The organism is Streptomyces sp. NBC_00316 (assembly GCF_036158715.1).
GTDB lineage: Bacteria > Actinomycetota > Actinomycetes > Streptomycetales > Streptomycetaceae > Streptomyces.
In genome coordinates, this window is the sequence record NZ_CP108023.1 from 4,632,022 (window position 1) to 4,652,699 (window position 20,678).

Here is a 20,678-nt window from a genome sequence, read left to right on the forward strand (position 1 = left end):
GGCATGCTGGGTACGTAATCGGTGAGGAACCAGGGGCAGTTCTGATCGCTCCGGAACCTGGCAGCGAGCCCGGACGTCCTCACTTGTGACGGCCGCGCCCCACCCCGAGTGCGGGGCGGTGCACCATGGGGCGGCAGACGCGATGCGCGCAGCCCCTTGCCATGCTTTTGGCTGGACCCGGATCAGCTCGACTCGGCTCACGCTCGGTACCGACGGGATACCCGTACCGCAGACTCAGAGAGCATGTACGCACGGTGAAGTGATGCACACGCGGCGTGACGCGCGCGTGGTGTGATGTGGCCCTCGGCGTTCAACGGAAAGGAACGAGCGCTCATGCGCGAGATCCTCGGAAGGCGACGCAGGCTCCGGCTCCGGCGCAAGGCAAGGCCCGCCCAGCTCGACGCGGCCCTGACCTGTGCCACCGCATGGCACTGGCCCGTGCTGCCCGGCGTGGGGCTGAACGCGGCCGGGGGCCGCGGTGGCCGCGGCCGCAGCTGCGCCTGCCCCGATCCCGAGTGCGCCGTACCCGGCGCGCACCCCTTCGACCCCGGTCTTCTTGCGGCGACCACCGACGAGCGCATGGTGCGCTGGTGGTGGACCAACCGGCCGGCTGCGCCGATCATGCTCGCCACCGGCGGCCGTGCCCCGTGCGCGCTGAGCCTGCCCGCCGTGGCCGGCGCCCGGGCACTGACCGAACTCGACCGCATGGGCATGCGACTCGGGCCGGTGGTGGCGACGCCGACGCGCTGGTCGCTGCTGGTGGCTCCGTACACCCTCGAACAGCTCGGTGAACTGTTGCACGCCAAGGACTGGGTGCCCAGTTCGCTGCGGTTCCACGGAGAGGGGGGCTACCTCGTGCTTCCCCCGTCCGAGGTGGGTACGGGGCAGGTGCGCTGGGAACGGGCCCCGCTGCCCGGCTCCGCGGCCCCCTGGCTGCCGCGTGTGGAGGCGGTCGTGGACGCGCTGGTCGAAGCGAGCAGCAGCGCCCCCGACGGCGGCAGCCGGCTCGCGCACTGAGGGCCGGTCGACGGCGGGTCCCGTGACCGGCCGGTGGGTCCGTGCGGCGGCCGGCGGGCTGTGCCGACGGCTCGGCTCACTCGTTCGGGTGTGAGCAGGTCCGAATTCTGCGGTAAATGGGTGCTCCCCATCCAGGAGCCCGCATTTTCGCCGATATCTTCGGCGCGCCGTGCAGGAATTCCCGCGCAGTCGACAGGTGATCTCGCATGATCGCCATGACGGGTGTGATGGTGTCCGCCGTCGTGCTTCCGCCCGCGGCTTCCGCGGAACCCGCGGGCGTCCCCGGTGCCGTGTCGCCTCATGCAAAGTCTGCCGATGCAAAGTCCCGTCGGGACGGGCTTTCTGACGGACCTTCCGGGACCGGCTCGAAGTGTCTTTCGAAAGGGCCGTCGAAGAGGTATTCGGGCGCCGTTTCAAAGAGATCTTCGGGGCGGGGTGCCGGGACCGGATTTCTGTCCGATACAGACCCGTCGGGCGGGGCGGGCGAAGCCGCCGGGTCCTACGGAGAGGCGGGCTCCGCTTTCGCCGCACCGTTCGGGTCCGCACCGCGGACCGTGGCGCGGTGCGGGCCCGAGCTGACGTCTCCCGAGGGCGTCGAGGCGCAGACCTGCGTCATGACCGACGGACGGGACACATGGGCGCGCAGTTACCACCGCAATACGACGGGCGACGAACTCCGTTCCGTGCTCACGCTGATGGGTCCCGGCGGCCGGACCGTCGAAATGCGCTGCACAGTGGATCCACAGGATGAGCCGGGGGTCTGCCAGACGCCGCGCCGCAGGTCGTACGGAGGTCCCGAGGGGTGCGTGGCGGTGGCCGAGTACGCCTGGGGCGGGGTGGCCGAGGGGGCGGAAGGCGAGGTTCCGCTGCTGCTGAGGTCCGGATCCAATCCGGCACCCTCCGCGTCGCGTTGACGCCGGATCCGCAGCCGCTGCGGGCCGTCCGGCACAACACGTGGACATGAGAGTGCCCGATCGCTGGCGACGGGGGATGCACCAGCGACCGGGCTTCTAGAACGGTAACAAGAGATCTGCCGTTCGCAAATTCGATCTCGCTTATTCGGACAGCTATTTACCTGCGGGTACGGGGAGTTGTGACATGAGTCACCGATCGGCCCGCAGGAGTCCTCACGCCGTCACGGTCAGCTGAGCGTCACCTGGCGGTTGGTGAGACCGCCGCGGGCCCGCCGCTCCTCCGCGGTCAGCGGCGCGTCCGAGGCGAGCGCCTGCGCCAGTCGCTCGGCGAGCCCGGCCGCGGGCTTCTCGCAGTCCTCGGCCCCCATCGCGCTCGGCAGATCCCAGACCGGGACCATCAGCCCGTGCGCGCGGAAGGATCCGACCAGCCGCGTCCCCTCGCCGAGCGAGGAGGTGCCGGCGGCGTGCAGCCGGGCGAGCGCGTCGAGGAGCTGTTCCTCGGGGTGCGGCATGACCCACCGCAGGTGGTTCTTCTCGGGGGTCTCGCACCAGTACGCGGCGTCCACCCCGGAGAGCCGGGTGGTCGGGATCGCCGCCTCGTTCGCGCGCTCCAGGGACGCGGAGACCTCGGGCGTGGAGTTCTCCGCGTCCGGGATCCAGAACTCGAATCCGGAGTGGATGGTCGGCTCGAACGCGGCTTCCGGGTCGAGCAGGTCCTGCAGACGCGGCCCGTCGGCCGGTACACCCTGGGCGGCGACGGGCGAACCGGGCTCGGCGTCCAGTGCGCGCTGCAGGGTGCCAGCCAGGTCACGGCTGAGGTCGCCGGACGGGGTGTCGTTCTGCAGGGCGAGCAGGACGGAGCCGTCGTCGCGCCGCAGCGCCGGCCATGCCATCGGCAGCACGGTCGCGAGCGTCACGGACGGCACGCCCTCGGGCAGCCCGCCCTTCAGGGCCAGTTCGACCGTGGCGGCGGGTACCAGTTCCCGCAGGGCGACCCAGTCGCACTCGCCGGCCAGGCCCTCGAACGGGCGGTGGACGAGCTCGGTGACGGCCTGGGCGGCGGCACGGCCGTGGCAGGCCTTGTAGCGGCGGCCCGAACCGCACGGGCAGGGCTCGCGAGCCCCGACCACCGGGATCTCGCCGTCCTTGAGCTGCTGCTTCCCGGCCTTGGTCTGAGGGCGCTTCTTGGCCATGGTGGGCTTTCTCCCGATTGCGACAGTGCGGTCTGGGCCGCGAGCCTAGCCGCCCTTGTCGGGTCCGGTGTACAGACGCCCGGGCGCCCGCGGCATGTGTGCCGGATCGCCTGTGTGCACGTACGTGTGTACGGCGGTGAGCGAGTGCGCACGGGCCGCTCCGCACCGTGGTGTGCGTGCCCGTCGGTGCACCGGTCCTTGCGCGAGCCGAACCGGTGTGCCGGTCTCAGCCGGCGTCGTCGAAGGCGTCGGCGAAGTCCAGCCCGTCGAGCCCCGGTACGTGCCCGTTCCCATGACCGTGGTCATGGTCGTGGTCATGGTCGTGGCTCTCGCTGACCACCACCCACACGGTGACCTCGCCGGACGAGCTGTCGCGCACGCCCCATTCCTCGGCGAGCGCGCTGATGATGTTGAGCCCGCGACCGCCGCGCGCCGTCACGGACGGTGTGGCCGGAATCGGTCGGGTCGGACCGCCTCCGTCCGTCACCTCGACGGTCAGCCCGCCCGTTCCGTCGACGCGCCATGCGGCGCGTACGTCGCCCTCACCCACATCCGTGTGCCGCCCCAGCGGTCTGCCGTGGCGGCAGGCATTGCTGAGAAGTTCGGAAAGAATCAATACAGCATCGTCGACAACCGAATCCGACACCCCGTAACTGCGCAGTTGCTCACGCATCCGGTGTCGCGCCTGACCCACGCCCGCAGGGCCATGGGGTACGGCCATGCTCGACGACGTGGGCACTTCCTGTGCCACCACCAACGCCACCCCCGAGACCTCCTTTGCCCCACGCCACGGAGTGGATGCCCTCCTGGACTGGACCGGAAACCGGCCAATGGCCTGCTGATGACGCACTCGTAACGATCGGGTACGGGCTGAATGCGCCGGTGTACTCCCTGTAACTGACGTTAAAGGCGACCCAGTTGGGACAGAACCTGTTTTGGGCGATTCGTGATGATTGCCTCGACGCCGAGGCGGGCGCAAAGCTCGACGTCCTCGGGTTCGTTGACCGTCCAGACGTGCACGCGGTGGCCCGCGTGGTGCAGTCGCTCGACGTAACCGGGGTGACTGCGTACGATCCGCAGCCCCGGACCGGCGATACGGGCACCGGCCGGCAGCCGCCCGTCGCGCAGCCGCGGCGAGACGAACTGCATCAGATAGACCGTCGGCAGGGTCGGCGAGGCCGCCTGGATGCGGTGCAGGGAGCGGGCCGAGAAACTCATGATGCGCACCGGCGAGGGGCCGTCGGCGGGTGGGGCGTCCAGTTCGAATCGCTTCAGCAGATACAGCAGCCGCTCCTCCACCTGGCCCGCCCAGCGAGTGGGGTGCTTGGTCTCGATGGCCAGCTGGAGGGGCCGCCCGGCGGTGCGTGTCTCGACGACCAGTTCGAGCAGTCGCTCGAGCGTGAGTACGGAGGTGAGCTCGCCCGGCGCCGGATCCCAGTCCGGGGACTCCTCGCGGTCCTTCCAGGAGCCGAAGTCGAGAGCGGCGAGTTCGGAGAGCTCCAGGGCGGAGACGGCACCGCGGCCGTTGGACGTGCGGTTCACCCGCCGGTCGTGCACACAGACCAGGTGGCCGTCGGAGGTGAGCCGTACATCGCACTCCAGTGCGTCGGCGCCGTCCTCGATCGCCTTGCGGTAGGCGGCCAGGGTGTGCTCGGGCGCGTCGTCGGACGCCCCGCGGTGTGCGATGACCTGGATGGGATGGTGCAGTGTGTGCTGCCGTGCATGGGTCACCGCGTCATGGTGTCACCGAGAGGCGACGGCGGCCCGCACCTTGCGACCGGAGACCGTTTTGCCGGATATAAAGATTGGTGTGCGGACGCACAGGTCCTGCTTACAGTGGCCTGACGGGTCATGGGAAAAGCTGAGTCCAGACACGTACGCAGCGGATCTCTTGCCGACATTGATGAGGAACCGAGGAGTAACAAGCTGTGAGCACAGAGAACGAGGGCAACGAGGGCACTGCGGCTCAGGCCGTACCGTCCGTACCTCCCGTGCCGGCCGCTCCTCCTGAGGGCCCGCCTGTGCCCCCGTCGGCGCCCCCGGTTGACCCGTCGGACGCACCGGCATCGCAGCAGTCGGGACAGGCGAAGGACTGGCCGCCGCCGCAGCCTCCCCAGCAGGCGAAGGACTGGCCGCCGCCGCAGCCGCCTCACTCCCCCGAGCAGCAGCAGACGGCGCACGCGCAGCCGGGCCTGTCCGCGGAGGATCCGACTGCTGCCGTGACGACTCCGATGGCCCCGGTCGCTCCGGACACCGGGACCGCGGCCCAGCCGCAGGCGGCCGGTGGCTGGCCGCCGCCCCCGCCCACCGTTCCCGCGTACGCGCAGGGTGCGGATGCCGGTGGTCCCGTCTGGGGTGCGCCCGGTCAGCTGCAGTCGCCCGAGGCCCCGCACCGACGGCGGGCCGGCGGCCTGGTGGCCGCGGTGGCCGTGGCGGCACTCGTGGCGGGCGGTGTCGGCGGCGCTCTCGGTTACTGGGCGGCCGACCGGAACGACAGCGGCAACTCCTCCGGCTCGACCACGATCGCGGCGTCGGCCAACCCGCAGGACCTCAAGCGCGACCCCGGTACGGTCGCGGGCGTCGCGGCGAGGGCGCTGCCCAGCGTGGTCACCATCGATGCACAGAGCGGCGACGGCGAGGGCGGCACGGGCACCGGCTTCGTGTACGACAAGGAAGGCCACATTCTCACCAACAACCACGTGGTGGCTTCTGCGGCGAACAGCGGCCAGCTGACGGCGACGTTCTCCAACGGCAAGAAGTACGACGCCGAGGTCGTCGGCCGCGCTGAGGGGTACGACGTCGCCGTGCTGAAGCTCAAGAACGCTCCGTCGGGGCTCGCCCCGCTGGCCCTGGGCAACTCGGACCAGGTCGCGGTCGGCGACTCGACGATCGCGATCGGCGCGCCGTTCGGTCTGTCCAACACGGTCACGACCGGCATCATCAGCGCGAAGAACCGTCCGGTCGCCTCCGGTGACGGATCCGGCGGCAGCAATTCGTACATGAGCGCACTGCAGACCGACGCCTCGATCAACCCGGGCAACTCCGGTGGCCCGCTGCTCGATGCGGGCGGTGCGGTCATCGGTATCAACTCCGCCATCCAGTCGACCGCCAGCAGTGGCCAGTCCCAGGCGGGATCCATCGGCCTCGGCTTCGCGATCCCGATCAACCAGGCGGAGAACGTCGCCCAGCAGCTGATCAAGACGGGCCAGCCGGTCTATCCGGTCATCGGTGCCACGGTCACGATGGACGAGAAGACCGGCGGTGCCGTCATCTCGGACCAGGGCTCGGGCGGCACATCGGCCGTCAGCCCGGACGGGCCCGCCGACAAGGCCGGTCTCAAGGCGGGCGATGTCATCACCAAGTTCGACGACGCGGTGATCGACAGCGGCCCCACCCTGATCGGCCAGATCTGGACCCACAAGCCGGGCGACCAGGTCACACTCACCTACAAGCGCGACGGCAAGGTGTCGACGGCCGAAGTCACGCTGGGGGAGCGCAAGGGCGACAGCTGACCGGCTAGGCTGTCCTCGCGTCAACGCCGGTCCATGACCGGTGACGCGGGGTGGGTTGCCCGAGCGGCCTAAGGGAACGGTCTTGAAAACCGTCGTGGCGCGAGTCACCGTGGGTTCAAATCCCACACCCACCGCCAGTCCGGCGAATGTGCAGGCCAGAAGGGGCGTCCGACCAGGGCGCCCCTTCGGCATGAGGCCTGCGGCCAACCTGCGCAGCGCTGTCGTCCCGGCCGCGGCTGCCTGTCCGTCAGGGTGCGGCGGATCGCGGACAGGAACAATCCGTTTCAAGGGGACGGGTCGGGGCGCTCGGCGTCCTGCGGGCCCGTGGGGCGGTCCGCGGTCAGGCGGGCGGCCGAGGCGATGGTGGCCCGGGCCTCCCGTTCGGTGAGGCCGGTCCGGACGGCGGCGCTGGTGAGGGCGTCCGCCAGTTCGTCGCCGAAGCCGTGTTCGTACGCGCGGCAAGCGGCCCAGAAGAGCCGGGTGTTGCGCTGTCCTTCGTGTGCCGCGAGGACGAACTGGATCAGGCCCTGGCCATGGTGGGGGCGGCCCGAGGCGTGGTGCGGGCGCGCGGGGGGTGTGAGCAGGCGGAGGAGTGCGCGGGGGCAGGGGGCCGGGGAGAGATCCGCGGCACCGGGGGCGAGGCGGTAGGTGCCGCGGGTGGTGACCGAGCCGGGACCGACCAGGTAGCCGCCGGTGCCGCGGATGTCGATGCCCGGGGCGAGACGGCTTGCGGAGTTCGGTACGGATACGCCGGGCGGGCCGGTGAGCCAGATGTGGCGGCCGCCGCTGGGCGTGATCACCGTGACCGTCGGCGGGATGGTGAACAGGTGGTGCAGGGCCAGCTGCTGGAGAGCCGCCACGGAGTCGTTCCGGCCGGTGGTGTCGATGTCGAGGTCGACGCCGATGAGGTGGTGCGGGGCCCGGCCGCACGCGATTCCGTAGCCGGTGGCCCACGGAGCGGCGGCGAAGAGGGCTCGTACGGCGGCCGGGTTCGTGGTGGCGTCATGGACGCCGTGCCCGGGAAGACCGCAGGCGCCCCGGCAGCGGACCGGCCGGTCCTCGTCGTGGTGGGGGGAGCGCAGCGCGGGGAGTTTGGTGGCGGACAGCGGGATGACGGGGAGCCCGTGCTCGGCGGCGGAGAGCGCGTGGGCGAGGGCCAGGGTGGCGGTCTGCCTGTCGGTGATGGCCATGGCTCTATTTTCGTACAACTGTTCGAGGATGGGAAGGGCTGGCGGCGGGGCCGGCCGGTGAGGGGCGGCCGAGGGGTCGATGAGGGCGGATTTCCAGAGAATGCGGCGAAACGCTTTTCCTTATGGGATGCGTGGGATCGAACGGTGTCCGGGTGTGCGCCGGGGGTGCGGCTTGGGGCTTTGAGGCGCATTGGAGGTTTATCAGGTGTTCCTCATGCTTGCGGGGGAATAGGCGATCCTGGGCGGTTCGCAGGGGGTTCGGTGGGCAGCTTTGGTCTCGCGACGTCGTGACCCGTACCGAGGCCGTCGGCCAACTGCCCCGGAGCAAGCAGCACATCCGTTTTTGGAGGAAATTGACATGGCAACCATCCGTACCGCCCGCATCCTCGCGGTTGTTGCCGCGCTGCCCCTCGCCGCCGCACTCTTCGGCGGTGTGGCCCAGGCCGACAACGGGGCGTTCGCGAGCGGCGGATCGAATGTGGGCGTCGCGACCATCAGCGGCAGTGGGGTAGGTGGGAACAACTCTGGCAACTCGTCCACGTCGCAGCAGCAGGCCACCGGCTCCGGGGCATCGAACCGGAGCAACTCGGCGCAAGTGAGCGGCTCGCCCTTCACTGCGATCGACCAGTCCGACAGGAGCATCGCGGTGAACTTCACCAATCTCTGGTGAGCCGGGGCCCACCGTGGGCCGGTCGGGGGGCCGGAGCGGGGTGGGGTGAACGGCGGCCTGCGTGAGGGTGCTTCGGCGCCTTTGCGCAGGCCGTTCGCGTTTGCCGGTGGACATGTTCGGGTGTCTCCGACCTTGACAGCCACCTCAAATCTGACGGACAGTCAGAAATCCGGTTCCATTCACCTGTGTCCGGGAGGCCGGCTGCCGTGCACCTCGCCCCGACGGAGCGCCAGCTGCAGCTGCGCGCCGAACTCCGCATGTATTTCCAGGATGTGGTCTCCGGTCAGGATGTGCCCCCCGGGGCAGGTGTGATGCCCGGGGTGCGGGTGAGGCCGGCCGGGGATGCGGCCGAGCAGCGCCGACTGCTGCGCCGGATCGGCGCCGACGGGATGCTCGGACTCGGCTGGCCCGTCGAGTACGGAGGTCAGGGCCGTGGACCCGACGAGCAGTTCGTCTTCTTCGACGAGGCGTACCGGGCGGGCGTGCCCGTATCCATGGTCACGCTCAACACCGTCGGCCCGACCCTCATGAAGTACGGGACCGAGGAGCAGAAGAACTACTTCCTGCCGCGGATCCTGAGCGGCGACCTCGTCTTCGCGATCGGTTACAGCGAGCCGGAGGCCGGCACGGATCTGGCCGCGCTGCGCACCAGGGCGGTGCGGGACGCAGGGGGCGGATCCCGCCGGGGCGAGGCCGGGAGCGAGGGGGACTGGGTGATCGACGGGCAGAAGATCTTCACCAGCAATGCCCAGAACGCCGACTGGATCTGGCTCGCCTGCCGTACGGATCCGGATGCTCCCAGGCACCAGGGCATCTCGATCATCCTGGTCCCGACGGACGCCCCTGGGTTCGCCTGGACGCCCATCGAGACCGTGGGCGGCCTGACCACGACGGCCACCTATTACGACGGGGTGCGGGTCCCCGCCACGAACCTGGTCGGTGAGGAGAACGGCGGCTGGGGGCTGATCACCAACCAGCTGAACCACGAGCGGGTGGCGCTCGCAGCGATCGGGATGCAGGCCGAGGAGTTCTACGAGGCCGCGCTCGCCCACGCCCGTACCCCCGATCCGGTGACGGGGCGCCGTCCGGTTGACGAGCCGTGGGTGCGGTCCCGGCTGGCCGAAGCGTATGCCCGACTTGCGGCAACGCGCCTGCTCAACTGGCGTCTGGTGGGGGACGTGGGAGCGGGCTCGCTGGCCCCGGGCGAGGCGAGCGGCGTGAAGTTCGCGGGAACCGAATCGGCCGTGGAGGTGTATCGGATGTGCCAGGAAATCACGGGCGAGGCCGGGATGATCCGGGGCGGTTCGCCCGGCTCCTTCGGGGACGGGGAGCTGGAGCGGATGAACAGGGCGGCGCAGATCAACACCTTCGGGGGCGGGGTGAGCGAGGTGCAGCGGGAGATCGTCGCGACGATGCGGCTCGGCATGAAGAGCATGAAGAGGGGGAAGCGGTGACGGGCACGCGGTACAGGCAGGCCGGGGGCGGGCCGGACGGCAGGAGCGGGCCGGACGAGTTGTACGGGCGGCTGAAGGCGTACGAGGGGCGGGCGGCCGCCACCGCGGGCGTGGGCAAGGACCTGGTCAACGAGCCGATGATCAGGCACTGGTGCGAGGCCGTGGGCGACACGAACCCGGCATACGCCGGGCCGGGGGCAATCGCTCCGCCGACGATGCTGCAGGCGTGGACGATGGGCGGCCTTTCGGGGCACTCGGATCGTTCCTCGGCGTACGACGAGCTGTTCGGGCTGCTCGACGGCGCCGGGTACACCTCGGTGGTCGCGACCGACTGCGAGCAGGAGTATCTGAGGCCGCTGAGGCCCGGGGACGAGATCACCTTCGATGCGGTGATCGAGGCGGTGTCGGAGCGGAAGACGACGAAACTGGGGACGGGCTACTTCATCACTACACGGACGGATGTCCGAGCGGCCGGGGAGCCGGCCGGCACGCATCGTTTCCGCATCCTCAAGTACACGCCTGCGGTGAAGGGGCGCGGGGCGAAGCCGGGCGGGGCGCCGGAGGCAGGACAGGACGGCCGGATGCTGCGGCCGAGGCCCGTCATCAACCGGGACAATGCCGGGTTCTGGCAGGGCGTGGCCGAGCACAAACTGCTCATCCAACGGTGCGGCGGGTGCGGGGCCCTGCGTTTTCCCTGGCTGCCGGGGTGCAATGAATGCGGCTGTCAGGAGTGGGACACGGTCGAGGCGAGCGGCGAGGGCACCGTCTTCAGCCATGTCGTGATGCACCACCCGCCCTTCCCCGCCTTCCGCACTTCCGACGACGCGGGGTCGTACGCGGTGGCGCTGATAGAGCTGGCGGAGGGCGTACGGATGGTCAGCAACGTGGTCGGGGTCCCGCACGGCAAAGTACGTACGGGGATGCCGGTCAGGCTGGAATTCCTGCGTACGGACCCCGAGTTGGAACTGCCGGTCTTCCGGGGAAGCGGGGGCTGACATGGACTTCACACCTACGGAGGAGCAGGCCGCGGCCCAGGGTCTCGCCGCGCGCATCTTCGGAGATCTGGCCACGCACGAGCGGCTGGCCGCGGCCGGGACGGGGACGGACACCGAGCTGTGGAAGGAGCTGTGCGCGGCCGGCCTGACCGGCGCCGTCGAGGAGATCGGGCTGCTGGGCCTGGTACTGGTCCTGGAGGAGCAGGGGAGAACGACTGCGCAGGTGCCGTTCGCGGCGACGTGTGTGTACGGGCTGCTCGCCGTCGCAGGACACGGCACGGACGAACAACGGGAGCGAATGCTGCCGCCGTTGCGGGACGGCTCGGCCGTCGCCACCGGAGCGTTCCCGGCGCGTGGCGGTCTACGGGCCGACGGGGAAGGGCGGTTGAGCGGCAGCGTGCCCTATGTGCCGTGGCTGCGGGACGCCACCGTGGTGCTCGTCGCAGACGCCGACCGTGCGTTGTGGCTCGTGCGGACGGCCGATCCGGGCGTGACGGTCGGTCCCGTGGAGACCACGGCTCCGTGGTCGGCGGCTCGACTCACGCTGGACCGGGTGGCCGGTGAGCGGCTCGGCGGCGCAGGGGCCGGAGCGGAAGCGTACGGTGCCGTGCTGGCTGCGAGCCGGACGGCATTCGCGGGGTTGCAGGCCGGGGTGTGCGCCGGGTCGCTCGCCCGGGCGGTCGCCCACACCACCACCCGGGAGCAGTTCGGGCGGCCGCTCTCGACCAATCAAGGGGTGCTGCTTCGCGCCGCCGACGCCCATATGGACACCGAGGCGATACGGGTCACTGCGTACGAGGCGGCGTGGCGCCACGACATGGGGCTGTCGTACGAGGCGCAGGCGCTGACCGCGGCCTGGTGGGCCTCGGAGGCCGGCAAGAGGGTCGTGCATGCCGGACAGCATCTGCACGGTGGGACGGGCGCCGACCTCGACCACCCGGTCCACCGGCACTTCCTCTGGGGCCGTCAGCTCGACGCCTATCTCGGATGTGGCAGCGAAGTGCTCGAGGAGTTGGGTCAGTTGCTGGTGAAGGAGGGATCGCAATGAAGGTCGGCGAGGAGCTGGAACCGCTGGAGATCGCGGTGACCCGCACCCTGATTGTGGCGGGTGCCGTCGCCTCCCGCGATTACCAGGACGTGCACCATGACGCCGAGCTCGCGCGACAGAAGGGCTCCCCGGACATCTTCATGAACATCCTGACGACCAACGGGCTCGTCGGGCGGTACGTCACCGACCACTTCGGGCCCTCGGTAGTGCTCCACAGGGTCGCCATCAGGCTGGGAGTGCCCAACTATCCGGGGGACACCATGGTGTTGAGCGGAGCTGTCACGGCCCTCGGCGACGACGGGACGGCCGAGGTGACGGTGGTCGGATCCAACGGACTCGGCAGGCACGTCACCGGAAAGGTGACGGTCAGCGTTCCGGAGGGAGCCGCGTGAGCGTGCGCAGAGCGGATTCGCTCGGCGGCCGGGCCGCGATCGTCGGGATCGGGGCAACCGAGTTCTCCAAGGACTCCGGGCGCAGCGAACTGAAGCTGGCTGTCGAGGCGGTGCGGGCCGCCCTCGACGACGCCGGGCTGACCCCCGCCGATGTCGACGGCCTGGTCACCTTCACGATGGACACCAGTCCCGAGATCACCGTCGCCCAGGCAGCCGGCATCGGCGAGCTGTCGTTCTTCTCCCGCATCCACTACGGAGGCGGGGCGGCCTGTGCCACCGTGCAGCAGGCGGCGCTCGCCGTCGCGAGCGGGGTGGCCGACGTCGTGGTCTGCTACCGCGCGTTCAACGAGCGCTCGGGGAGGCGCTTCGGTTCCGGGGTGCAGCACCGGGAGCCGACCGCAGAGGGGACCGCGCTCGGCTGGAACCTCCCCTTCGGACTGCTCACCCCGGCCTCCTGGGTCGCCATGGCCGCTCAGCGCTATCTGCACACGTACAACCTGACGCCGGAGGCCTTCGGCCATGTCGCGGTGACCGACCGGCGCCATGCCGCGCGCAATCCTGCGGCGTACTTCTACCGGAAGCCGATCACGCTGGCCGATCACGCCGCATCGCGCTGGATCGTCGAACCCCTCCGCCTGCTCGACTGCTGCCAGGAGACCGACGGCGGACAGGCGCTCGTCGTCACCAGTGCCGAGCGTGCCCGTGACCTGCCCCGGCCGCCCGCGGTGATCGTCGCCGCGGCGCAGGGTGCCGGGCGGGCCCAGGAGCAGATGACGAGTTTCTACCGTGACGGGCTGACCGGACTGCCGGAGACCGCCGTCGTCGCCGGACAGCTCTGGCGTACCTCCGGACTCTCCCCCTGCGACATCGATGTGGGCATCCTCTACGACCACTTCACTCCGTTCGTACTGATGCAACTGGAGGAGTTCGGCTTCTGCGGACCGGGCGAGGCCGCCGACTTCGTGGCGGACGGTGCACTTCCTCTGAACACCCATGGAGGCCAGCTGGGCGAGGCGTATCTGCACGGGATGAACGGCATCGCGGAGGCGGTCCGGCAGATCCGGGGCACGTCGGTGAACCAGATACCCGGGGCGGCCAGGACGCTGGTCACCGCCGGTACGGGGGTCCCGACCTCGGGACTGATACTGGGCACGGACGGCTGATCGGGGGACCGCAGGGCACCGGTCGGGCGCCGGGGCGGTGAGTCCGTCCCGGGGGTGACCCCGAGTCCCCATGACGGGGGCCCTACTCCTTCAGGAGGTGGGGCCGGCCCCACCCCTACAACCTGAGGCGGACGTGGCTTCGGGACCTGGGGCCGATCCCCCGCGTAGTGACCGCTCCTAGCGTGGACCCATGACCACGCCAGTCTGCACGGGCGCCTCCGGGGGAGCCGCTGCCGCCACCGGACACGCGCCACGCATCTTGCCGGCGTCACACACGCAGCACGTATCGGCCCTGTCGCAGGCACAGCATTCATCGGCAGCCCCGCACGCGTCGCACGCCGCGACCGCGCACACTCCGCACGGGGCGCGTGCACCGTACGTTCCGTACCCGTCGTTCTCGTCGTTCGTGCGGGCGCGGGGGCCCGTACTGCTGCGCACCGCACGCTCGCTCACCGCGAACCCGAGCGATGCCGAGGATCTGCTGCAGACCGCGCTCGCCAAGACGTATGTCGCGTGGGAGCGGATCGAGGACCACCGGGCGCTCGACGGTTACGTCCGCCGGGCCCTGCTGAACACCCGGACCTCGCAGTGGCGCAAGCGCAAGGTCGACGAGTTCACCTGCGACGAGCTGCCCGAGCAGGAGGCCGCTCCGGCGCCCGATCCCGCCGAGCAGCAGGTGTTGCGCGATGCGATGTGGCGGGCCGTGCTGAAACTCCCGGACCGGCAGCGGGCGATGGTCGTCCTGCGCTACTACGAAGATCTCAGCGAGGCGCAGACGGCCGAGGTGCTCGGGGTGTCCATCGGTACGGTCAAGAGCGCCGTGTCACGGGCGCTCGGCAAGCTCCGTGAGGATCCCGAGCTGATTCCGGTCCGCTGAGTCCGAACCGTGCGGGCGCGCGGCCAGGTTGTGCGCGGGTGCGCGGGTGCGGGATGACCCTGGGCGGGAACTCGTTGCACCGCAACGCTGCTCCTCACGCCGCGGACTCACCCGCATGTGACGGCATTTCGGCGGTGTTCCGTCCAGGAGAATCCGACGGAGACCGATTCGTACTCCCGGGAGTAGTGACATACCACTCGGTATGTGCGCAGAATCAGCGGAACCCTACTGCCGCGTAGCGCCCACCGGGAGGACGCCGTGCTGAGCACCATGCAGGACGTACCGCTGACTGTCACCCGCATCCTGACGCACGGGATGACGATCCACGGGAAGTCTCAGGTCACGACCTGGACCGGCGACCCCGAGCCGCAGCGGCGAAGCTTCGCCGAGGTGGGCCGTCGTGCCACGCAGCTCGCCCACGCCCTGCGTGACCAGCTCGGTGTCGTCGGCGACCAGAGGGTGGCCACCCTCATGTGGAACAACGCGGAGCACGTGGAGGCGTATCTCGCGATTCCCTCCATGGGGGCCGTGCTCCACACGCTCAACCTGCGGCTTCCCGCCGAGCAGTTGATCTGGGTCGTCAAGCACGCCGACGACAAGGTCGTCCTCGTCAACGGTTCGCTGCTGCCGCTCCTCGCGCCGCTCCTCCCCCACCTGACGTCGATCGAGCATGTGGTCGTCGTGGGCCCCGGCGACCGCTCCGTGCTCGACGGCGCCGTCCCGCAGGTGCACGACTACGAGGAGCTGATCGCAGGACGTCCGACCAGCTACGACTGGCCCGAGCTGGACGAACGCCAGGCAGCCGCCATGTGTTACACCTCCGGCACCACCGGCGACCCCAAGGGGGTCGTCTACTCCCACCGCTCCATCTACCTGCACTCCATGCAGGTCAACATGACCGAGTCGATGGGGCTGACGGACAAGGACACCACACTGGTGGTCGTGCCCCAGTTCCACGTCAACGCCTGGGGTCTGCCGCACGCGACGTTCATGTCCGGCGTCAACATGCTCATGCCGGACCGCTTCCTGCAGCCCGCTCCGCTCGCCGACATGATCGAACGCGAGAAGCCGAGCCACGCCGCCGCTGTCCCCACCATCTGGCAGGGACTGCTCGCCGAGGTCGTCGCCAACCCGCGCGATCTGACCTCGATGGCCCGCGTCACCATCGGCGGCTCCGCCTGCCCGCCCGCCCTCATGGAGGCGTACGACAAGCTCGGCGTCCGCCTCTGCCACGCCTGGGGCATGACGGAGACATCGCCGCTCGGCACCATGGCCAACCCGCCCGCGGGCCTGACCGAGGAGCAGGAGTGGCCGTACCGGATCACCCAGGGCCGCTTCCCGGCCGGCGTCGAGGCGCGGCTGGTCGGCCCCGGCGGCGGGCTTCTGCCCTGGGACGGCGCGTCGGCCGGTGAGCTGGAGGTCCGCGGTCCCTGGATCGCCGGTGCGTACTACGGCGGCGCGGACGGCGAGGCGCTGCGCCCCGAGGACAAGTTCAGTGAGGACGGCTGGCTGAAGACCGGTGACGTCGGCGTCATCAGCGAGGAAGGCTTCCTCACCCTCACCGACCGTGCCAAGGACGTCATCAAGTCCGGCGGGGAGTGGATTTCGAGCGTGGAGCTGGAGAACGCCCTGATGGCGCATCCGGATGTGGCCGAGGCCGCCGTCGTCGCCGTCCCGGACGACAAGTGGGGCGAGCGCCCGCTCGCGACCGTCGTCCTCAAGAGCGACGCCACCGCCGACTACGTGGCGCTGAGGGCGTTCCTCGCCGAGTCGGGCATCGCCAAGTGGCAGCTGCCGGAGCGTTGGACGGTCATTGCGGCGGTGCCGAAGACCAGCGTCGGCAAGTTCGACAAGAAGGTGATCCGCCGGCAGTACGCGCAGGGCGAGCTGGAGATCACCCACCTCTGATCATCCACCTCTGATCAGGCACGGACGACGAGGGCGGTACGGAACTTCCCGTACCGCCCTCGTCATGCGTCCTGGTGCCTTGTTCAGTTCGTGCCGATCTTCGCCAGCAGGTCGACGATGCGGGACTGCACCTCGTCGCTCGTCGAGCGTTCCGCCAGGAACAGCACGGTCTCGCCGGAGCTGAGCTTCGGCAGGTCCGCCCGGTTCATGTCGGCCGACGTGTAGACGACCAGCGGGGTTCGGTTGAGCTGCCCGTTCGCACGCAGCCAGTCGACGATCCCGGCCCGGCGGCGGCGTACCTGCATCAGGTCCATCACCACGAGGTTCGGCCGCATCCGGGTGGCCAGCGAGACCGCCTCGTCGTCGGTCGCGGCCTGCGCGACCTGCATGCCGCGGCGTTCCAGCGTCGCCGTCAGCGCCACCGCGATCTCCTCGTTCTCCTCGATCAGCAGCACCCGCGGCGGGTGCTGCTCGCTGTCACGGGGAGCGAGCGCCTTGAGCAGTACGGCGGGGTCGGCACCGTACGCCGCTTCCCGCGACGCCTGCCCCAGACCGGCCGTCACCAGCACCGGAACCTCTGCGGCCACCGCCGCCTGGCGCAGCGACTGCAGCGCCGTACGGGTGATGGGGCCGGTCAGAGGGTCCACGAAGAGCGCGGCGGGGAACGCCGCGATCTGGGCGTCCACCTCCTCGCGGGAGTACACGATCACAGGGCGGTAGCCGCGGTCGCTCAGCGCCTGCTGGGTGGAGGCGTCGGGCGCGGGCCAGACGAGCAGCCGGCGCGGGTTGTCCAGCGGCTCCGGGGGCAGCTCGTCGTCGGCCGGCTGCGGTGACGGCCGGTTGGCGACCTCGATCGCGCCGCCCGGACCGTCCAGCGGCTCCGGACCTTCGGCACCCTCGTCGGGTGCCCCGATGGCGTATGCGCGCCCCTCGGCCGCCGGTGCGGCGATCAGCTGTCCGGATGTGCTGGTGGTGGGCGCGGTGCCGGGCTGCCCGGTGGCAGCCGGGGCGGCGGGCTGTGCGGCGGCCGGCTGCGGCACGGTGGCCGGTGCGGTGCGCTCGGCCGCGGGCGGTGCGGCGAGCTTGCGGCGCCGGCCGGCACCGCCGAGCGTCTGGTTCTGCTGGTGCGCGAGGTGCTGGACGAACGGCACGCCCTGGCCGAGCGTCCGCACGCTGAACGCCCGCCCCTGCGTCGAGTCCGAGGACGCGGGCATGGGGGCCTCGGCGGGCAGCGGCTGTCGTCGTGCATCGGGCACGGCGGCGGCCGCCGGTGCAGGGACGGGTGCGGGAGCGGCGGCGGGCGCGTTCTCCCGCGGGCGGCTCTCCCCTGCGGCGGTGTCGGCGGTGCCGGTGGTGTGCGTGGTGTGACCCGCTCCGGTCCAGTCCGGATCGTCGTCAGGGGCGGTCAGGGCAGTCAGGGCGGCCAGGCCCTGCCCCGAAGTGCCGTTGTCCGTCCAGCCGCCGGGCTGCGCAGGCAGCCCGGACCGCTGCGGGGGTTCCGGCTGCTGAGCCTCCTGCGGTGCGCCGGCGGGGCGCGCCCGGCGGCGTCCGGTCGGTACGGGGTGTTCCTGCAGCGGCGTGTGGGCGTCGCCCTGCGGCACCTGTACGGCGTCATGGCGGCCCGGCAGCGAGGCGTCCGCCTCACCGGCCATGGGCGGGATCCGGTCGGCCTCGGCGGGCGGGAGTGCGAACGCGGTACGCGGCCCCGCCGGCTCGGGCCGGTCCTGCACGGTCGCGAGCGCCCGCCGGGCCCGCCGCCCGGTCTGCTGCGGCTGGGCCTGCGCGCCGCCCTCGCTCTGTCCCTGGCCGGTGGCAGGTGCGACCGCCGGGAGGGCCAGCTGGTTGTCGTTGCTCTGTCGCGCCGGCTGTCCGCCCGCGGGCACCGGCACCGCCATCTCGGCCGGCACACCCTGCGGCGGTACGGTCTGCCCGCGCTGCGGGCGGCCGCCACCGCCCTGCGCGCCCTCGGCAGCCGTCACCACGGAGCCCTCGGACGGCGCTGCGGCCGCGGACAGGGCCAACGCGGACCCAGGTCCCTGCGACGGCTGCGGTGCCTGGGCAGGCTGCGCGGACGGCTCGGCCGTCTCGGCGGGGCTGGGCCGCCCCCGCCTGCGCCCCGATCCCTCGCTCTGACGGTCCGGGACGAGCTCCTGCGGCGGCTGTGGGCCCTGCGGCACCGGCTGAGCCTGCTCGTCCTGTGCCACCGCTTCACGGCGCGCCCTGCGCCGCCCGGTCGGCTCCGCCGCCGCTGCGTCGCCGGACCCGGCCACGGCGTCGCCCCCGCCCACCGGACTCTCCAGGAACGCATCCGTCGACGCCCGGCGCGCCCTGCGCCGCCCGCCGCCCGATGCGCCCCGCTGCTCCTGAACGGCCACGACACCGGCACCGGCCGTCGTCTCCGTCATCGGTGCCTGCACGGCGGGCGCCTCCGGCGGCACCACGGTGCCCGAACCCGCGCCCAGCGGCACCTCGAGTACGTACGCGCTGCCGCTCATGCCCGGCATCTCGTGCGTCTGGAGCACGCCGCCGTGCGCCCGTACGATCCCGCGCACGATCGGTTCGTGGACCGGGTCTCCCCCGGCGAACGGTCCACGGACCTCGATCCGTACGACCTCGCCGCGCTGGGCCGCCGCCACGACCACCGTCGAGTCGACGTAGCCGCCGCCCGGCACCAGCCGTGCCCGGCCGGTCGAGTCGACGCCGGCGACATCCGCGACCAGATGCGCGAGCGCGGTCACCAGCCGGCCCGCGTCGACCTCGGCCTCGATCGGCGGCGCGTGCACCGCGAACTGGGCCCGGCCGGGGCCGATCAGCTCGACGGCGGCGTCGATGCCGGCCGTCACGACGCCGTCGAGCAGCACCTTCTCCTTGACCAGCTGCTCCGCACCGGCGTCCAGCCGCTGGAAGCTCAGTACGTTGTCGACGAGCGTCGCCATCCGGGCGTAGCCGGCCGCCAGGTGGTGCAGGATCTGGTTGGCCTCGGGCCACAGCTGGCCCGCCGGGTCGGCGGCGAGCGTGAAGAGCTCGCCGCGCAGCTCCTCCAGCGGACCGCGCAGCGACTCGCCGAGGACGGCCGTCAGCTGGGTGTGCCGGGCGGTCAGATCCGTGAGCTGCTCGGCCTGCTCCTCCAGCTCGGCCGCGTACCGCTCGCTGCGGTCGGCCAGCTCGGCGGCGTGCTGCTCGGTCAGCCCCGTGACCTCGGCGGTGTGCTGTTCGGTGAGCTCGGTGACCTCGGTGGTGTGGCTCTCGGTCAGCTCCGCCAGCTGCTCCTTGTGCTGCTTGGCGAGTTCCTCGTACGGCCTGCGGTCGGTGAACGTCATCACCGCACCGACCAGCTGGTCGCCGTCGCGCACGGGCGCGGTCGTCAGGTCGACCGGCACCTGCGCGCCGCTCTTGGACCACAGGACCTGCCCGCGCACCCGGTGCTTGCGGCCGGACTTGAGCGTGTCGGCGAGCGGCGACTCCTCGTACGGGAACGGCTCGCCCTCCGCACGCGAGTGCAGGATCAGCGGGTGCAGCTGCTGGCCGCCCAGGTCGCTGGCTCGGAAGCCGAGGATCTGCGCGGCGGCGGGGTTGACCAGAACGACCCGGCCGTCCGTGTCCGTGCCGACGACGCCCTCGGCCGCGGCCCGCAGGATCATCTCGGTCTGCCGCTGCGAACGGGCCAGCTCGGCCTCGGTGTCGACGGTGCCCGACAGATCCCGTACGACGAGCATCAGCAGCTCGTCACCCGTGTAGCTGCCGGTGTAGCCGGCCTGGACGTCGTTGTACGCGGCCTGCCCGTCCTCCAGGCTGGCGCTGGTGACCTCGACCGGGTACTCGGAGCCGTCGGTCCGCCGCGCGGTCATCCGTGTCGGCTTCGTACGGCCCCGCTCGTCCGCTGCCTCGGGCCTGCGCATCGACCCGGGAATCAGCTTGGAGTCGAACTCCGGCAGCAGATCGAGGAGTCCGCGACCGACGAGCGCGGTGCCCGGGGTCTCGAACATTTCGAGGGCGATCGTGTTGGCGTTGACGACCGTGCCGTTGCAATTGACGAGCAGCAGCCCGTCAGGAAGGGCATCGAGTATGGCTGCGAGGCGAGCAGTGCCTCGGGACGGCCTGCTGCTCACGACGACGCTTCCTCCCTGATTACCGCACCTTGCCGACAGCGGGCCCCATCTTGCCCGTCGGGCCGCGGGCTGTCACTGGAGGAGTCTAAAGGCAGGGGAGGGGCATCCGACGGCGGATGAGGGGGAGCTCTCACCAAGGTTCTGTACATACGGTGTACGACTCCGGCTCTGTGCGTGTCCTGTGAAGAGCCTGGCAGGTGTCCTGCGACGGGCCCGGGCACCCGTGACCGGCGGAT

The 20,678-nt window shown here is 71.1% G+C and carries 16 protein-coding genes and 1 tRNA gene; 12 read left to right on the forward strand and 5 right to left on the reverse strand.

Going from position 1 to position 20,678, the window contains the following annotated elements; translation table 11 throughout:
* Positions 1-333: 333 nt before the first annotated feature.
* Positions 334-1,017, forward strand: coding sequence for a bifunctional DNA primase/polymerase (locus OG878_RS20600; protein WP_328888150.1), 684 nt, complete (start codon positions 334-336; stop codon positions 1,015-1,017).
* A gap of 614 nt (positions 1,018-1,631) precedes the next feature.
* Entirely contained in the window at positions 1,632-1,931 is a 300-nt protein-coding gene (locus OG878_RS20605; RefSeq protein WP_328888151.1) for a hypothetical protein, read from the forward strand.
* Between the two features lie 227 nt (positions 1,932-2,158).
* Here OG878_RS20605 and OG878_RS20610 read toward each other — a convergent pair whose 3' ends face one another.
* The 3 genes from OG878_RS20610 to OG878_RS20620 form a co-directional block, all read right to left on the reverse strand.
* Complete coding sequence (locus tag OG878_RS20610) at positions 2,159-3,124, reverse strand: DUF5926 family protein (protein WP_328888152.1); 966 nt, start codon at positions 3,122-3,124, stop codon at positions 2,159-2,161.
* Between the two features lie 226 nt (positions 3,125-3,350).
* Positions 3,351-3,974, reverse strand: coding sequence for an ATP-binding protein (locus OG878_RS20615; protein ID WP_328888153.1), 624 nt, complete (start codon positions 3,972-3,974; stop codon positions 3,351-3,353).
* A 53-nt stretch (positions 3,975-4,027) separates the two neighbouring features.
* The gene (locus OG878_RS20620) at positions 4,028-4,855 is read right to left on the reverse strand and encodes a glycerophosphodiester phosphodiesterase (protein ID WP_328888154.1); all 828 of its coding nucleotides are present in this window, start codon (positions 4,853-4,855) and stop codon (positions 4,028-4,030) included.
* Between the two features lie 197 nt (positions 4,856-5,052).
* Here OG878_RS20620 and OG878_RS20625 point away from each other — a divergent pair, with 197 nt between their 5' ends.
* The gene (locus OG878_RS20625) at positions 5,053-6,636 is read left to right on the forward strand and encodes a S1C family serine protease (protein ID WP_328888155.1); all 1,584 of its coding nucleotides are present in this window, start codon (positions 5,053-5,055) and stop codon (positions 6,634-6,636) included.
* 49 nt (positions 6,637-6,685) lie between these two features.
* Positions 6,686-6,773, forward strand: a tRNA-Ser gene (locus OG878_RS20630).
* Positions 6,774-6,920: 147 nt separating this feature from the next.
* On the opposite strand, the gene OG878_RS20635 is transcribed toward OG878_RS20630, so the two are convergent.
* On the reverse strand, positions 6,921-7,826 hold the full coding sequence (locus OG878_RS20635) for a bifunctional DNA primase/polymerase (RefSeq protein ID WP_328888156.1): 906 nt from the start codon (positions 7,824-7,826) through the stop codon (positions 6,921-6,923).
* Positions 7,827-8,184: 358 nt separating this feature from the next.
* On the opposite strand from OG878_RS20635, the gene OG878_RS20640 reads away from it, so the two are divergent.
* From OG878_RS20640 to OG878_RS20675, 8 genes are all read left to right on the forward strand, one after another.
* Positions 8,185-8,496, forward strand: a complete 312-nt coding sequence (locus OG878_RS20640) for a hypothetical protein (protein ID WP_328888157.1) — start codon at positions 8,185-8,187, stop codon at positions 8,494-8,496.
* A 206-nt stretch (positions 8,497-8,702) separates the two neighbouring features.
* On the forward strand, positions 8,703-9,950 hold the full coding sequence (locus OG878_RS20645) for an acyl-CoA dehydrogenase family protein (RefSeq protein ID WP_328891313.1): 1,248 nt from the start codon (positions 8,703-8,705) through the stop codon (positions 9,948-9,950).
* The gene (locus OG878_RS20650; RefSeq protein WP_328888158.1) at positions 9,947-10,945 is read left to right on the forward strand and encodes a bifunctional MaoC family dehydratase N-terminal/OB-fold nucleic acid binding domain-containing protein; all 999 of its coding nucleotides are present in this window, start codon (positions 9,947-9,949) and stop codon (positions 10,943-10,945) included. The genes OG878_RS20645 and OG878_RS20650 overlap by 4 nt, the downstream gene beginning before the upstream one ends.
* 1 nt (position 10,946) lies before the next feature.
* On the forward strand, positions 10,947-11,993 hold the full coding sequence (locus OG878_RS20655) for an acyl-CoA dehydrogenase family protein (protein ID WP_328888159.1): 1,047 nt from the start codon (positions 10,947-10,949) through the stop codon (positions 11,991-11,993).
* Positions 11,990-12,385, forward strand: coding sequence for a MaoC family dehydratase (locus tag OG878_RS20660; protein WP_328888160.1), 396 nt, complete (start codon positions 11,990-11,992; stop codon positions 12,383-12,385). Before OG878_RS20655 ends, OG878_RS20660 begins: the two co-directional genes overlap by 4 nt.
* Positions 12,382-13,548 carry a lipid-transfer protein gene (locus tag OG878_RS20665; RefSeq protein WP_328888161.1) on the forward strand — a complete coding sequence of 389 codons (1,167 nt, stop codon included), beginning with the start codon at positions 12,382-12,384 and terminating at the stop codon, positions 13,546-13,548. Before OG878_RS20660 ends, OG878_RS20665 begins: the two co-directional genes overlap by 4 nt.
* A gap of 190 nt (positions 13,549-13,738) precedes the next feature.
* Positions 13,739-14,425: a SigE family RNA polymerase sigma factor gene (locus OG878_RS20670; protein ID WP_328888162.1), complete on the forward strand. Its 687-nt coding sequence runs from the start codon at positions 13,739-13,741 to the stop codon at positions 14,423-14,425.
* Positions 14,426-14,683: 258 nt separating this feature from the next.
* Positions 14,684-16,333 (forward strand): long-chain fatty acid--CoA ligase, encoded by a 1,650-nt coding sequence (locus OG878_RS20675; protein WP_328888163.1) that lies wholly within the window; start codon positions 14,684-14,686, stop codon positions 16,331-16,333.
* Between the two features lie 83 nt (positions 16,334-16,416).
* On the opposite strand, the gene OG878_RS20680 is transcribed toward OG878_RS20675, so the two are convergent.
* Positions 16,417-20,442: a hybrid sensor histidine kinase/response regulator gene (locus OG878_RS20680; protein ID WP_328888164.1), complete on the reverse strand. Its 4,026-nt coding sequence runs from the start codon at positions 20,440-20,442 to the stop codon at positions 16,417-16,419.
* Positions 20,443-20,678 lie beyond the last annotated feature (236 nt).